Source organism: Sagittula sp. (genome assembly GCF_052825245.1).
The window spans coordinates 66013-78319 of the sequence record NZ_JBRBWD010000036.1 but is presented as its reverse complement, the minus strand read 5'-3'; the positions used below and the strand labels follow the sequence as shown (position 1 = coordinate 78319).

16 protein-coding genes are annotated in these 12307 nt (G+C 69.0%); 10 read left to right on the top strand and 6 right to left on the bottom strand.

Features of this window, described 5'->3' with window-relative positions; genetic code table 11:
* Positions 1-109 precede the first annotated feature (109 nt).
* Positions 110-1372 (top strand): autotransporter domain-containing protein, encoded by a 1263-nt coding sequence (locus ACU0DV_RS16060; protein WP_446242146.1) that lies wholly within the window; start codon positions 110-112, stop codon positions 1370-1372.
* A 7-nt stretch (positions 1373-1379) separates the two neighbouring features.
* The gene (locus ACU0DV_RS16055) at positions 1380-2129 is read left to right on the top strand and encodes a hypothetical protein (protein WP_446242145.1); all 750 of its coding nucleotides are present in this window, start codon (positions 1380-1382) and stop codon (positions 2127-2129) included.
* On the opposite strand, the gene ACU0DV_RS16050 is transcribed toward ACU0DV_RS16055, so the two are convergent.
* The 3 genes from ACU0DV_RS16050 to ACU0DV_RS16040 all read right to left on the bottom strand — a co-directional run bounded on the left by ACU0DV_RS16050 (position 2117) and on the right by ACU0DV_RS16040 (position 4222).
* The gene (locus tag ACU0DV_RS16050; RefSeq protein WP_446242144.1) at positions 2117-3337 is read right to left on the bottom strand and encodes a peptidoglycan-binding domain-containing protein; all 1221 of its coding nucleotides are present in this window, start codon (positions 3335-3337) and stop codon (positions 2117-2119) included. The two genes, ACU0DV_RS16055 and ACU0DV_RS16050, sit on opposite strands and share 13 nt — an antisense overlap.
* Positions 3338-3576: 239 nt before the next feature.
* Positions 3577-3807, bottom strand: coding sequence for a DUF1150 domain-containing protein (locus ACU0DV_RS16045; RefSeq protein ID WP_283982004.1), 231 nt, complete (start codon positions 3805-3807; stop codon positions 3577-3579).
* A 4-nt stretch (positions 3808-3811) separates the two neighbouring features.
* On the bottom strand, positions 3812-4222 hold the full coding sequence (locus ACU0DV_RS16040; RefSeq protein ID WP_100928212.1) for an Hsp20 family protein: 411 nt from the start codon (positions 4220-4222) through the stop codon (positions 3812-3814).
* A 167-nt stretch (positions 4223-4389) separates the two neighbouring features.
* On the opposite strand from ACU0DV_RS16040, the gene ACU0DV_RS16035 reads away from it, so the two are divergent.
* The 3 genes from ACU0DV_RS16035 (at position 4390) to ACU0DV_RS16025 (ending at position 6387) form a co-directional block, all read left to right on the top strand.
* A complete protein-coding gene (locus tag ACU0DV_RS16035; RefSeq protein WP_100928213.1) occupies positions 4390-4614 on the top strand; it encodes a YdcH family protein in 225 nt (74 codons plus the stop codon).
* Between the two features lie 79 nt (positions 4615-4693).
* Entirely contained in the window at positions 4694-5179 is a 486-nt protein-coding gene (gene purE / locus ACU0DV_RS16030; protein ID WP_100928214.1) for a 5-(carboxyamino)imidazole ribonucleotide mutase, read from the top strand.
* A 140-nt stretch (positions 5180-5319) separates the two neighbouring features.
* Positions 5320-6387, top strand: a complete 1068-nt coding sequence (locus tag ACU0DV_RS16025) for a 5-(carboxyamino)imidazole ribonucleotide synthase (protein WP_446242143.1) — start codon at positions 5320-5322, stop codon at positions 6385-6387.
* Between the two features lie 152 nt (positions 6388-6539).
* Here ACU0DV_RS16025 and ACU0DV_RS16020 read toward each other — a convergent pair whose 3' ends face one another.
* A complete protein-coding gene (locus tag ACU0DV_RS16020) occupies positions 6540-7238 on the bottom strand; it encodes an HAD family hydrolase (RefSeq protein WP_100928216.1) in 699 nt (232 codons plus the stop codon).
* 120 nt (positions 7239-7358) lie between these two features.
* Between ACU0DV_RS16020 and clpS the strand changes: the two genes are divergently transcribed.
* From clpS to ACU0DV_RS15995, 5 genes are all read left to right on the top strand, one after another.
* On the top strand, positions 7359-7682 hold the full coding sequence (clpS, locus tag ACU0DV_RS16015) for an ATP-dependent Clp protease adapter ClpS (protein WP_157136587.1): 324 nt from the start codon (positions 7359-7361) through the stop codon (positions 7680-7682).
* Positions 7683-7752: 70 nt separating this feature from the next.
* Entirely contained in the window at positions 7753-8760 is a 1008-nt protein-coding gene (locus tag ACU0DV_RS16010; protein WP_446241072.1) for a class I SAM-dependent methyltransferase, read from the top strand.
* Positions 8761-8786: 26 nt separating this feature from the next.
* Positions 8787-9584 (top strand): SDR family NAD(P)-dependent oxidoreductase, encoded by a 798-nt coding sequence (locus tag ACU0DV_RS16005; RefSeq protein WP_100928218.1) that lies wholly within the window; start codon positions 8787-8789, stop codon positions 9582-9584.
* Positions 9585-9684: 100 nt separating this feature from the next.
* Positions 9685-10566: an oxygen-dependent coproporphyrinogen oxidase gene (gene hemF, locus ACU0DV_RS16000; protein ID WP_446241073.1), complete on the top strand. Its 882-nt coding sequence runs from the start codon at positions 9685-9687 to the stop codon at positions 10564-10566.
* A gap of 171 nt (positions 10567-10737) precedes the next feature.
* Positions 10738-11205 (top strand): SRPBCC family protein, encoded by a 468-nt coding sequence (locus tag ACU0DV_RS15995; RefSeq protein ID WP_157814938.1) that lies wholly within the window; start codon positions 10738-10740, stop codon positions 11203-11205.
* Positions 11206-11298: 93 nt separating this feature from the next.
* Here ACU0DV_RS15995 and ACU0DV_RS15990 read toward each other — a convergent pair whose 3' ends face one another.
* A complete protein-coding gene (locus ACU0DV_RS15990) occupies positions 11299-11844 on the bottom strand; it encodes a pseudouridine synthase (RefSeq protein WP_283981999.1) in 546 nt (181 codons plus the stop codon).
* Positions 11844-12293, bottom strand: a complete 450-nt coding sequence (locus tag ACU0DV_RS15985; RefSeq protein WP_446241074.1) for a nucleoside deaminase — start codon at positions 12291-12293, stop codon at positions 11844-11846. Before ACU0DV_RS15985 ends, ACU0DV_RS15990 begins: the two co-directional genes overlap by 1 nt.
* Positions 12294-12307: the final 14 nt, after the last annotated feature.

Genomic DNA, 12307 nt, shown 5'->3' with positions numbered 1-12307 from the left:
GGCGCAAACCGGATATGCGTTTACATTGCATTTACCGCCCGGAGGGATATTCTTTCTCAAGCCTTGCCGCCACCGGCAGCGCCGGTTCGCACGTGTTCCGGGGATCAGCATGAGACATCTGCGTCGAATATCCGCCTGTGCTGCCGCCTTCCTCTCCATCGGTGCCATGAACGCGGGGGCGGCCCTTGCCGGCTGCAACAACGAATTCTTCTCCGTCGACTACAATTACGGCGGCTCGCAATCCTACGGGTTCCCCGGCGACCTGAAAAGCGGCGAGGACGCGAACTTCACCGCCGCGGGCGACTTCCAGTTCTTCAAGATCGAGCTGAACGGAAAGGTGCTGTGCAACTCCGCCGCCTCCTGCAACGGCTACACCTACACCGCCCCCGCGACCGACAGCTACTACTTCCTCGCCACCGGGCAGAGCGGGCCGGGCACCGGCAAGTCCGGCACCGCCACCTATTCCTGCACCGCCGCGACCACCGGGCCGGGCACCGGCGGCGGGACCGCGAACAGCGCCACCGCCACCGGGGGCGGACTTCCCGCAGCGGCGCAAGGCGCGGGCTCCACCGTCGCGGCGGCCGGATCGACCGCCGCCGTGGGCAACGCGATCAACAACGCCATCACCGGCACCGGGCCGAACCTCTCGACCCAAGGGCTGTTCCTGTCCGGCGGCGGCACGTCCTCCCCGCTGCAGGCCTGGGCCTCGCTCCAGGGCCGCAACTACAGCGGCGACATCGACGGGCGGTCCTTCGAATTCACCCTCGGCGCGGATATGGAGGTGGCCGCAGGCACCCGGCTCGGCCTGTTCCTGTCCTCCGGCCGCGCCGACCTGGACGTTGCGGGCATCGACGTGGAAACGGACGCGCTGTCCTTCGGCCCCTACTTCAAGACCCGCCTCTCCGACACCTACGAGGTCACCGGCTACGCGCTTTTCGCGAGGCCCGATTACGAGGTCGGCGGCACCTCCTACGAGGCCGAGCGCCGCGCCGCGGGCCTGACCGCCAACGCAAACTACATGTGGGGCAACACGGAGATCGAGAGCTTCCTCGGCGTCTCCGGCTTCTCGGAGGATCATCCCTCTGCCGGCGCCCTGTCGTCGCGCACCGTCAGCGCGCTCACCGGCTCCATCGGGACAAAGGCGATCTTCGGCCAGGGCGCCCCGCTCCGGCCCTACGTCAGCATCGGCGCCGACTTCAACCGCTACGACGACGGGGTGAACCGGCGGACGACGCACAACACGCCGCGGCTCGGCACCGGGTTCACATACCACACCGGCAGCGGGTCGCTGTCGATGGACCTGAACGGTGGCCAGATCTTCGAGGACACCCGCGATGTCGAACTGCGGATGAACTACAACTTCAACTTCTGAGGCCCCCTTGCCGATAGTCAGCAGGGCGGGGGCCACGTCCCTCGCCCTTTCCTTTCCCGAAGACCTGAAGGACGCCCGCAGCGTCATCTCCCTCACGTCGATCCCGCCGCGCTTCGCAACGCTCGGCCCGGTGCTTGAGACGCTGACGATGCAGGGCGCCGATGCCGTGGTGCTCGCCCTGCCCCGCACCTTCCGCCGCTTCCCCGGCACGACAGAGGCACCGCCGCTGCCCGGGGGCGTGACCCTCCTGTGGTCCGAAACCGACCCCGGCCCGGCGCTGAAACTGCTGGGTGCGCTGGCCGCCTGCCCCCACGCGCGCATCACCGCCTGCGACGACGACACGCTCTACGGCGACGGCTGGCTACGCGCGCTCGAAGAGGCGGGCACCCATCGCATCGCCACCACCGGCGCGGGCTGGTCCGTCACCCGGCTGAAACGCCGGGGCTGCGCCCCGCCCGCCACCGACATCGCGCAGGGGTTCTCCGGCCTCAGCATCACCCCCACCATGTTCGGGCCCGAGGTCTTCGATATCCCGGAGGTGGCGTGGCCGGTGGACGACATCTGGTTTTCGGGCCACCTCGCGCAGCGCGGTATCCCGATCCACGCCGTCCCCGCCGCCCGCGCGCTCTGCACGCCGCTCGACCGGCCCGCCGCGCTGCAATCCGCGCAGGACCTGCCCGACCGCGCCACCGCCAACGCGGCCACGGCCTTGTGGCTCAACGACCGCTACGGCATCTGGCCGTCTCAGTTGCTCTGAACCTGCGCTGTCTCCGCGGCCGGCGGCAGCGTCTCCTGCCCCGCGATCAGCCCGTCGCCGTCGATGTCGATGTCGATGTCCTGCACGAACTCCAGCCCGTACGCCCGGCTCTCCAGCATCCCGGCATAGAGCGCCTCGAACTCCTCCACGCTCATGCCATAGACCTGCGCAAAGGCCTCGTACCAGTTGTCGGTCTCGCCCACGGCGCGCCAGAAGCCGATCAGGCTCTGGTCGCCGAAACGCCCGGCCAGCAGGGCGGCGGCATAGTGCGACACCGCGTAGGCCCCGGCGGTCCGCACCTCGTCATCGGTGCGCACGCTGGCCAGCGACTTCTGCGCCGCGACGGCCCGCGCCCTCAGCAGGAACAGCGCATCCCCCGCCACATGCGCGTCCCGGGTCCAGTAGCGCGACTCCAGCACCTCCGCCGTGCCCTCCACCATCCAGGCCGGCCCAAGGCGGCGGCGCACCGTCTCGCCCTTGCGCACCCAGCGCTCCACCTTGTCGTAGGCCATCTCGCGCTGCAGGTGGTGGACGTACTCATGCACCATGACCGAGGTCAGCGTATCCCGAGCCAGCCGGAGCTGCGCGGCATCCTCCACCCCCATCGCCAGCCCGCAGAAGGTCATCACGTCGCGGTACATGCTGCCGCCCAGCCCCCGCGTGCCAAGGCAGTTCCGCTCGGCGGAGGCGCGCAAGGTGGTGCCGGGGATCTGCTGCCCCTCCTCCGTCGTGCGCACCAGTTCGCGGAAGGCCTCGGGGGTGACGGCGGCGGCGATCTCCACCCGGCTGGCCAGCCGCACGCCGTACTGCTCCGCCATGTAGGTGCGCGCCTGCGCATGCGCCGCCAGCAGGGCGCGGCGCATCTGCGGGCTGACCTCGTCGGAGACATGCACCTCCGGCATCCTGTAGGACGGCATGAACGGCAGGGCATCGAGGTGAAAGCGACCGATCTCGCGGCACCAGCCGACGGCCGCCCGGCGCGAGAACTCCGGCAGCCGCCCGTAGGCCTCCCGCGCCTCGGGCGCGCTCTCCGCCACCAGCGCCGCCACGGCGGCCCTTGTGCGCGGACCCGACTGGCCGTCCACCGGCCCCGGATCTTGCCCCAGCGCGGAAAGCTGGTTCTGCACGCAGGCGACATGCGCGTCGCCCGCAAGGGCCGGGCCGGACAGGCCGCACAACAGGAAAAGGATCGCTGCGACGAAGCGCATGGCACCTCTCTGGACAGAACGCACCCGCGGGCACGCCGGACGAGCCAAGCGCATGTGCCCCGACCTGTCAAATCAAAGCGGGGTTAGCCGCCGGGGTCATCCGGCAGGGCAAGCGGTTCTCGGCTGTGGGAAGGAAAGCGCCCGGGACATCGGGCCATCGCCCGCTTCGGGCACACCGGAAAACGGCGCGCCGCGCGGGGACACCGGGCCGGGCGCCACCGGGCGCCCGCCGGCTGGTCTCAGTGCACCGTCACGGGTGCCAGGTCGTTCTGACGGGCCAGCGCGAAGGCCAGGCTCCGGTTCTTCACAAGCGCCAGACGCTCGCCATCGGCGCGGTGCACGGCATAGATCGTCTCGCGGCCGTCCATCTGGTCCTGCATCTCTTCCGGCAGCTCGTCGCGCTGCACGGGACGCACGTAGACCGTCCGGCCTTCGTCCATCAGCTTGGAAATGTCGTACTTGGTATGCATCCAGTTACCCCTTCCTGATCTTGATCGTCTGAACCACGGTCTCCGGCTGGTTCTGCGTCAGGTCGACGTGCAACAGCCCGTTTTCCATCACCGCTTCACCCACCTCGACGCCGTCCGCCAGTACGAAACTGCGCTGAAACTGCCGCGCGGCAATGCCGCGGTGCAGGAAAATGCGCTCGGCCGAGTCGTCGCGCGACCGTCCGCGGATCACCAGTTGCCGGTCCTCGACCGTGATCGAGAGGTCCTCCTCGCGGAAACCCGCGACAGCCAGCGTGATGCGGAAAGAGTGTTCGGACGTCTGTTCGATATTGAACGGCGGATAGCCTTCCGACGTCTTCGCGGTCCTCTCCAGCAGCCGTTCCAGCTGCTCGAACCCCAGCATGTGCGGGTAGGACCCCAGTGTGAGTTTGCTCATGGACGCATTCCTTTCAGTCCTTGATACAAGCGACCGTTTCGCGCGTGTCCCTGTCGGCAACCCGCACACCCGGAATATGGGAACAGCCGATGGACCGCGCAAGGGTCTTTGCGCAGAGCCTTCTCTTCGCTATGTTGATGTTTCACGGAGCTTTCAGGAGTCGGCAGATGAACGCCCCAACGGACATCTCCATGAAGAACGACGAGGTCCTGCGCGTCGAACTCGAGGTCTTTCGCAGGGAACACCGCGACCTGGACGAATCCATCCGTGCGCTGCAGACCACCGGCACCGCCGACCAGATCACGCTGCAGCGCCTGAAGAAGAAGAAGCTGCTTCTCAAGGACCGCATCGCGCTGATCGAGGACAGGCTGACCCCCGACATCATCGCCTGAGGAAGGCCGCGGCGCCCGTTGCACCCGGCGCCCGGCCCCCTATAAAGAGGCTTTCCCGCACAGGATCAGGGGCAGCGGCATGACAATCGAGATCGGCATCATCATGGGCAGCCAATCGGACTGGCCCACCATGAAGGAGGCCGCCGAGGTGCTCGACGAACTCGGCGTCCCGCACGAGATCAGGATCGTCTCCGCGCACCGCACCCCGGACCGGCTGTGGGAGTACGGCAAGACCGCGGCCGAGCGCGGGCTGAAGGTCATCATCGCGGGCGCCGGCGGCGCGGCCCACCTGCCCGGCATGATGGCGTCGAAGACCCGCGTGCCGGTGATCGGCGTCCCGGTCGAGACCAAGGCGCTCTCAGGCGTCGATTCGCTCTATTCCATCCTGCAGATGCCGCGCGGCTTCCCCGTCGCCACCATGGCGATCGGCGGCGCGGGCGCGAAGAACGCGGGCCTGATGGCCGCGGCCATCCTCGCCAACACCGACCCCCACCTCGCCCGCCGCCTCGACGACTGGCGCACGGCCCTCGCCGCCTCCATCCCCGAGGAACCCGTCCGCGACTGACCCGGCCCGCGAAGGTCCCGCGCCCGCCCTTCATCTTGGCAAAAATACCGCGGGGGAGTCACCGCAGGTGACGGGGGCAGAGCCCCCGCTTGCAACGCCGGCCATCCCGCGCCAGACAGCCGAAAACACGGAGATCAGCCATGTCCCCTCTCCCCACCGGCGCCACCATCGGCATCCTCGGCGGCGGCCAGCTTGGCCGCATGCTCTCGGTCGCGGCCTCGCGCCTCGGCTTCAGGACGGTGATCTTCGAACCGGGCGGCGACTGCCCGGCCTCGCACGTGGCGAACTACCACCTGCAGGCCTCCTACGAGGATGAGGACGCGCTGCGCCGCTTCGCCGAAAGCGTCGACGTCATCACCTACGAGTTCGAGAACATCCCGACCTCGGCGCTCGACCTGCTGGAAAGCCTGAAGCCCATCCACCCCAACCGCGAGGCGCTGCGCGTCAGCCAGGACCGGCTGACCGAAAAGACCTTTCTCACCGGCCTGGGCCTCGCCACCGCCCCCTTTGCCGACGTGCCCGATGCGGCGGCGCTCGACGCGGCGCTGGAAACCATCGGCGCGCCCGCGATCCTCAAGACCCGGCGCTTCGGCTATGACGGCAAGGGGCAGGCCCGGCTGAAGAGCGCGGACGACGCCGCAGAGGCGCTGGCCGACATGAACGGCGCCCCGGCGATCCTCGAGGGCTTCGTGGACTTCTCGAAGGAGATCTCGGTGATCGCCGCGCGCAGCCAGGACGGCCAGGTCTCGGCCTTCGATCCCGGCGAGAACGTGCACGAGGGCGGCATCCTGCGCACCACCACCGTCCCCGCCGAGGTCCCCTCGCGCCTCATGACCGATGCCGTGCTGCTGGCCGGCCGCATCCTCAACGCGCTCGATTACGTCGGCGTGATGGGAGTCGAGCTGTTCGTCACGCCCAAAGGCCTGATCGTGAACGAGATCGCGCCGCGGGTGCACAACTCCGGCCACTGGACGCAGAACGGCTGCCTCGTCGACCAGTTCGAACAGCACATCCGCGCCGTGGCGGGCTGGCCGCTGGCCAACGGCGAGCGTCACTCCGACATCGTGATGGAGAACCTGATCGGCGACGACATGGACCGCCTGCCCGGGCTGATGGCCGACCCGGCGGTGGCGCTGCACCTCTACGGCAAGGCGGAGGTGAAGCCGGGCCGCAAGATGGGCCACGTCAACCGGCTGGTGAAGGGCTGAGCCTCCTGTAGCCGGGTTTCGCTGCCTCCGGCAGCGACCCGCCGGGGGTTTCACCCCCGGACCCCCAAGGTATTTCGGCCAAGATGAAGGGGTCCGAACCTTTCCGGAGAGGCCGGGTGTTTCTTTGGACGGGCGGTTCCGGGGCCGGTGCTTCAGCCGATCTCCCGCACCAGTTCCGGCAGGCCCGACAGGTCCGCGATCTCGCGGAACCGCGCGGCGTCGGGTGCTTCGGCGTGTTCCAGCGCCCAGGCGAGGTCATGCGGCACATGGACGCCCCAGGCCCCGGCCGCGATGGCGGGCACCACGTCGGACTTCATCGAGTTGCCGACCATCATCGCCGCCTCCGCCCCGCCCGGCATCGCCCCGAAGATCCGCGCGTAGGTGGCGGGCCGCTTGTCCGACACGATCTCCACCGCGTCGAACAGATCGCCGAGGCCCGAGGCCGCCAGTTTGCGCTCCTGGTGCAGGAGATCGCCCTTGGTGATCAGCACCAGCCTGTGGCCCGGCGCCAGAGCGTGCACCGCCTCCTCGGCATGGGGCAGAAGTTCGACGGGATGGGCCAGCATCTCGCGCCCGGCCTCCAGCAGTTCGCCGATGACGGAGGCGGGCACGCGGCCGTCGGTGACCTCGATCGCGGTCTCGATCATCGACAGGGTGAAGCCCTTCACGCCGAATCCGTAATGGCCGATGTTGCGCCGCTCCGCCGCGACCAGCCGCTCCTCGAGGTGCGCGCGCTCTGCATGATCCTTGAGCAGGTCCGCGAATTTCTCCTGCGTGCCCACGAAGAACCGCTCGTTGTGCCACAGCGTGTCGTCCGCGTCGAAACCGATTGTTAGCAGATTTTGCGCCATTTTGTGTTCATCCTCCGTGCCCCCCTTTTCGCCGGGGGCCTCGCGGCTATATAAAGTGGCCGTATACCGGAACGCAAAGCGCGACAGGCACATATGACAGACGCCCCGCAGAAGTGGACGATGGCCGCAGACGAGCCGGATGATGGTCAGGGTGAAACCGGCGTCGTCACCAAGACGAAGCCGAAGACCAAGCGCCCGCCGCTCTACAAGGTCCTGCTGCTGAACGACGACTATACGCCGATGGAATTCGTCGTGCACGTTCTCGAACGGTTCTTCGGCATGACCCACGCACAGGCGTTCGAGGTCATGCTGACCGTGCACAAGAAGGGGGTCGCCGTGGTCGGCGTCTTCAGCCACGAGATCGCGGAAACCAAGGTCGGGCAGGTCATGGATTTCGCCCGCCGCCACCAGCACCCCTTGCAGTGCACCATGGAAAAGGAATAGGCCCCCGGTTTCACGGGACGGGGCCACGCATGCCTTGTCCCCCAGAGACAAGGGAACGGTCTTTCCGCTCATGACATCCGAACGCCTCCGCTTCGCCATCGAGACCGGCGGCCTCGTCCTTCCGGACGACGGGCCCTTGGCCCTGATCGGTGCGCCCGCCGATGCCCCCGTCGACATGCTGGACACGACCCGCGTGACGGTGATCCAGACCGATGCCGCCGCGCATGACGGCTGGGCCGCGCGCGGCCTGCCGACCGCCACCGCGCCCGAGGGCCGCTATGCCGCCGCCATCGTCTCCCTCCCCCGCGCCCGCGACGCCGCCGAGGCGCGGCTTGCCCTCGCTGCGCAGCACGCCGACATGGTGGTGGTCGACGGCGCCAAGACCGACGGGGTGGAGGCGATCCTGAAGGCGCTGAAGCAGCGCGTGACGCTCGACGGACAGGTGTCCAAGGCGCACGGGCGCTGCGCATGGTTTCATCCGGGCGAGGCGCTGGCGGACTGGGTTCGCCCCGCGCAGGCGCAGAACGCCCATGGCGACTGGGTCGCGCCGGGCGTCTTTTCCGCCGATGCGCCGGACGAGGCCTCCGTCGCGCTCGCCGGGGCGCTGCCGCAGCTCAAGGGCGACGTGGCAGACCTCGGCGCCGGCTGGGGCTGGCTCTCGCGCGAGATCCTGCGCCACCGAGGGGTGAAGACCCTGCACCTCGTCGAGACGGAGAAGACCGCCCTCGACTGCGCCCGCCTGAACGTCACCGACCCGCGCGCCGTCTTCCACTGGGCCGACGCGACCACATGGACCCCGCCGCAGCCGCCGGGCACACACGCGCCCCGCAGGCTCGACGCGGTGGTCATGAACCCGCCGTTCCACGCCGGCCGCCGCGCCGATCCCGCGCTTGGCCGCGCCTTCATCGAGGCCGCCGCCCGGGTGCTTGCGCCGCATGGCCAGCTTTGGATGGTCGCCAACCGTCACCTCCCCTACGAGACCGCCCTCACCGCGCTTTTCCGCGATGTGGCCGAGATCGGGGGCGACTCACGCTTCAAACTGTTGCACGCTGCCCGGGTCATCCGGACGCGGCGCTGACCGCCGAACGAGGAAAGGCGCGAACCATGAGTTTCTCCATCGAGGGCAAGACCGCCATCGTAACCGGCGCCGCGAACGGCGTCGGGCTCGCCATCGCCAAGCACTTCGCCAACAACGGCGCCAACGTCATGCTCGCCGACATGGACGAGGTGCGGCTGGCCAAGGAATGCGAGAAGGGCGACGAGGACAGCATCAAGTTCTTCGCGGGCGACCTGCGGGAAAAGCTGACACTGGCCAACCTGCTGTCGGCGACGCTGGATGCCTACGACCGCGTCGACATCCTGGTGAACGGGTCGCGGCAGATGTTGCCGACCGACCCGCTCGACCTAGAGGACAACACCCTCGACAAGCTGCTCGACCAGAACCTGATGACCGCCTACCGGATGAGCCAGCTGGTGGCGCGCCGGATGATCAAGCAGGCGGAGGGCCAGACCGAAGGTCAGGTCGGTGCCATCGTCAACCTGTCGTCGATCGCGGCCCGCCGCACCCATCCGGAGCTTCTGGCCTATTCCGTGTCCTGTGCCGCGCTGGACCAGATGACCCGTTCGATGGCGGTGGCGCTGGCGCCCAGCCGCATCCGGGTGAACGCTCTGGCCTTCGGCTCGGTGATGTCTGCCAGCCTGAAGGACACGCTGAAGGAACACCGCGACTACCGCTCCGACATCGAGAACCACACCCCCCTTGGTCGCATCGCCCCCCCGCGCGAGCTGGCCGAGGCGGTGCAGTTCCTCTCCAGCGACGGCTCGGGCTTCATGACCGGGCAGGTCATGACGGTGGACGGCGGGCGCACCCTGCTGGACCCGGTGGCCGCGCCCGCGCACTGACCGCAGGCCCCCGGCTGTCTGCACCCCCGGCCCCCTCGCGCCGCGTTGCCCCTGCCCCGGCCCGCCGCTAATGTCCGCCCGAATGCGAGGAGACACCGCCATGATGACCGCCGAAAAAGACCGCGCCAGCACGTGGTTCCGTGACCTTCGCGACCAGATCGTCGCGGCCTTCGAGGCGCTCGAGGACAGCCATGACGCAGGTCCCTTCGCCGAAGGCAACGCCGGCCGGTTCGACGTGACCCGGACCAGCCGCCAGTCCGACGACGGCTCCGACGCGGGCGGCGGGCTGATGAGCGTGATGCGCGGCGGGCGGGTGTTCGAGAAGGTCGGCGTCAACGTCTCCACCGTCTACGGCACCCTGGGCGTGCCCGCGCAGCAGGCCATGGCGGCGCGCGGCGTCCCGGGCATCGCCGACGACCCGCGCTTCTGGGCGTCCGGCATCTCGCTCGTGGCGCACATGCAGAACCCGCATTGCCCCGCCGTCCACATGAACACCCGGATGTTCTGGACGCCCGGCGCGTGGTGGTTCGGCGGCGGCTCCGACCTCAACCCGTGTATCGAGTACGACGAGGACACCGCCCATTTCCACGCCACCCAGAAGACCCACCTCGACCCTCACGGGGCCGAGCATTACCCGGCGCTGAAGACCTGGGCGGACGAGTATTTCTACATCCCCCACCGCAAGCGCGCGCGGGGCGTCGGCGGCATCTTCATGGACGACCGCAACTCCGGCGACTGGGAGGCGGACTTCGCCCTGACGCAGGACATCGGCCGCGCCTTCCTGCCCGCCTACCTGCCGCTGATCGAGAAGCGCCGCACCCAGCCCTTCACCGATGCGGACAAGGACGTGCAGCTCGTGCACCGCGGGCTTTATGCCGAATACAACCTGGTTTACGACCGCGGGACGAAGTTCGGACTGGCCACCGGACACGACGCGAATGCCGTCCTGATGAGCCTTCCTCCGCTGGCGAAATGGGTCTGAAACATTCGTGAACACCCGCCTTTGAGGGGGCTTGCAAGACACCTTGCAAAATCATAAATCACCCGCCGTGACCAAAGGGAAATTCCCGGTCATGGCCGGAGATTCTGGCGCCTCCGAACGCTGCCAATCGTTCGCGCCCCGTGGCCCCGGCCCCATCTCATGGGGCTTATCTTGACCTATCACGACATCGACGCGTCCGCTCCGGTTGCTGCCCGCGCGGACATCCTTATCGAGGCACCGGCTTCGGCCGTATGGGCCGTGCTTTCTGACGTCCCGAGCTGGCCCGCGTGGTTCAGAAACGTGGAGTGGATCAGCGCCCACATCCCGCTGGTGCCCGGCACCGCCTTCGAGATGCGCGCCAACAGGCAGACCGTCCGCGCACGCCTGCAGGTGGTCGACCCGAAGCACCAGCTCGGCTGGACCAGCGCCGCGCTCTTCGTCTCGGCGGGGCACCTGATCACGCTGGAGGACCACGGCAAGACGACCCACGTCCATGCCACCGCCTCCTACCGCGGCGCCTGGCCGATGGCCCTGCCGAAACAGGCGAAACGCCACGCCAAGGCGGTCCTGATCGAGGGGCTCGCCGATCTCAAGGCCGCCAGCGAGGGCAAGAAGCCGACGCTGCACCGCGCCGCCTGAAACATCCATGAACCAGATGGCCGGGCGGCGGGACACCGCCCCCGGCCAGACACTCCGGCCAGACACTCCGGCCACACGCCCCGGCACCGCCGCTCAGGCGTCCCGCCACTCCCCCGGCGCCAGCCCTTCGACCGACCAGTCGCCCACCGACCAGCGCACCAGCCTGAGACAGGGCAGGCCCACATGCGCCGTCATCCGCCGCACCTGCCGGTTGCGCCCTTCCGAGATCGTCAGCGACAGCCACGCATCGGGCACCGACTTGCGGAACCGCACCGGCGGATTGCGCGGCCAGAGGTCGGGCGGGTCGATCGCCACGCACTCCGCCCGCCGGGTCGGCCCGTCGTTCAGCTCCACACCCTCGCGCAGCGCCCGGATCTGGTCCTCGGTGGGCGTGCCCTCCACCTGCACGAGGTAGGTCTTCGGGCGCTTGAACTTCGGCGAGGCGATGCGCGCCTGCAGCCGCCCGTCGTCCGTCAGCACCAAGAGCCCCTCTGAATCGCGGTCGAGCCGCCCCGCCGGGTAGACGCCTTTCACCTCGACGAACTCCGACAGGGTCGAACGCGGGCTGTCCGCGTTGCCCTTGTCGGTGAACTGCGACAGCACGCCCATCGGCTTGTTGAACAGGATCACCCGCGCCATCACCGCCGCTCCCTGAAGAAACCCGTCAGCAGGGCCGAGGCCGCCTCTGCCCCGATCCCGTCGTAGACCTCCGGCACGTGGTGGCACTGGGGGTGCGAGAAGACCCGCGGCCCCTGCGCCACGCCGCCCGACTTCGGGTCCGCCGCGCCGTAATACAGCCGCGCCACCCGCGCGAAGGAGATCGCCGCCGCGCACATCGGGCAGGGCTCCAGCGTCACGTAAAGGTCATGGCCCGGCAGCCGGTCCGACCCCGCCGCCACGCAGGCCGCGCGCAGGGCCAGCACCTCCGCATGGGCCGTGGGGTCCGACAGCTCCCGCGTGCGGTTGCCCGCGCGGGCCACCACCTCGCCCGAAGGCGCCACGACGACCGCGCCCACGGGCACCTCGCCCCGGGTTGCCGCCGCGCGCGCCTCTGCCAGCGCCGCGTCCATGTGCGAACGAAAGACCATGTCCCCCCTTAGCG

What these genes read in the sequence shown, in the direction of transcription:
- clpS (WP_157136587.1), top strand. Translation starts at nt 7,359, where the DNA reads ATGGCCGCAGACGAGCCGGATGATGGTCAGGGTGAAACCGGCGTCGTC.
- ACU0DV_RS15990 (WP_283981999.1), bottom strand. Translation starts at nt 11,844, where the DNA reads ATGGCGCGGGTGATCCTGTTCAACAAGCCGATGGGCGTGCTGTCGCAG.
- ACU0DV_RS16060 (WP_446242146.1), top strand. Translation starts at nt 110, where the DNA reads ATGAGACATCTGCGTCGAATATCCGCCTGTGCTGCCGCCTTCCTCTCC.
- ACU0DV_RS16005 (WP_100928218.1), top strand. Translation starts at nt 8,787, where the DNA reads ATGAGTTTCTCCATCGAGGGCAAGACCGCCATCGTAACCGGCGCCGCG.
- ACU0DV_RS15985 (WP_446241074.1), bottom strand. Translation starts at nt 12,293, where the DNA reads ATGGTCTTTCGTTCGCACATGGACGCGGCGCTGGCAGAGGCGCGCGCG.
- hemF (WP_446241073.1), top strand. Translation starts at nt 9,685, where the DNA reads ATGATGACCGCCGAAAAAGACCGCGCCAGCACGTGGTTCCGTGACCTT.
- ACU0DV_RS16050 (WP_446242144.1), bottom strand. Translation starts at nt 3,337, where the DNA reads ATGCGCTTCGTCGCAGCGATCCTTTTCCTGTTGTGCGGCCTGTCCGGC.
- ACU0DV_RS16020 (WP_100928216.1), bottom strand. Translation starts at nt 7,238, where the DNA reads ATGGCGCAAAATCTGCTAACAATCGGTTTCGACGCGGACGACACGCTG.
- ACU0DV_RS16035 (WP_100928213.1), top strand. Translation starts at nt 4,390, where the DNA reads ATGAACGCCCCAACGGACATCTCCATGAAGAACGACGAGGTCCTGCGC.
- ACU0DV_RS16040 (WP_100928212.1), bottom strand. Translation starts at nt 4,222, where the DNA reads ATGAGCAAACTCACACTGGGGTCCTACCCGCACATGCTGGGGTTCGAG.
- ACU0DV_RS16025 (WP_446242143.1), top strand. Translation starts at nt 5,320, where the DNA reads ATGTCCCCTCTCCCCACCGGCGCCACCATCGGCATCCTCGGCGGCGGC.
- ACU0DV_RS16010 (WP_446241072.1), top strand. Translation starts at nt 7,753, where the DNA reads ATGACATCCGAACGCCTCCGCTTCGCCATCGAGACCGGCGGCCTCGTC.
- ACU0DV_RS16045 (WP_283982004.1), bottom strand. Translation starts at nt 3,807, where the DNA reads ATGCATACCAAGTACGACATTTCCAAGCTGATGGACGAAGGCCGGACG.
- purE (WP_100928214.1), top strand. Translation starts at nt 4,694, where the DNA reads ATGACAATCGAGATCGGCATCATCATGGGCAGCCAATCGGACTGGCCC.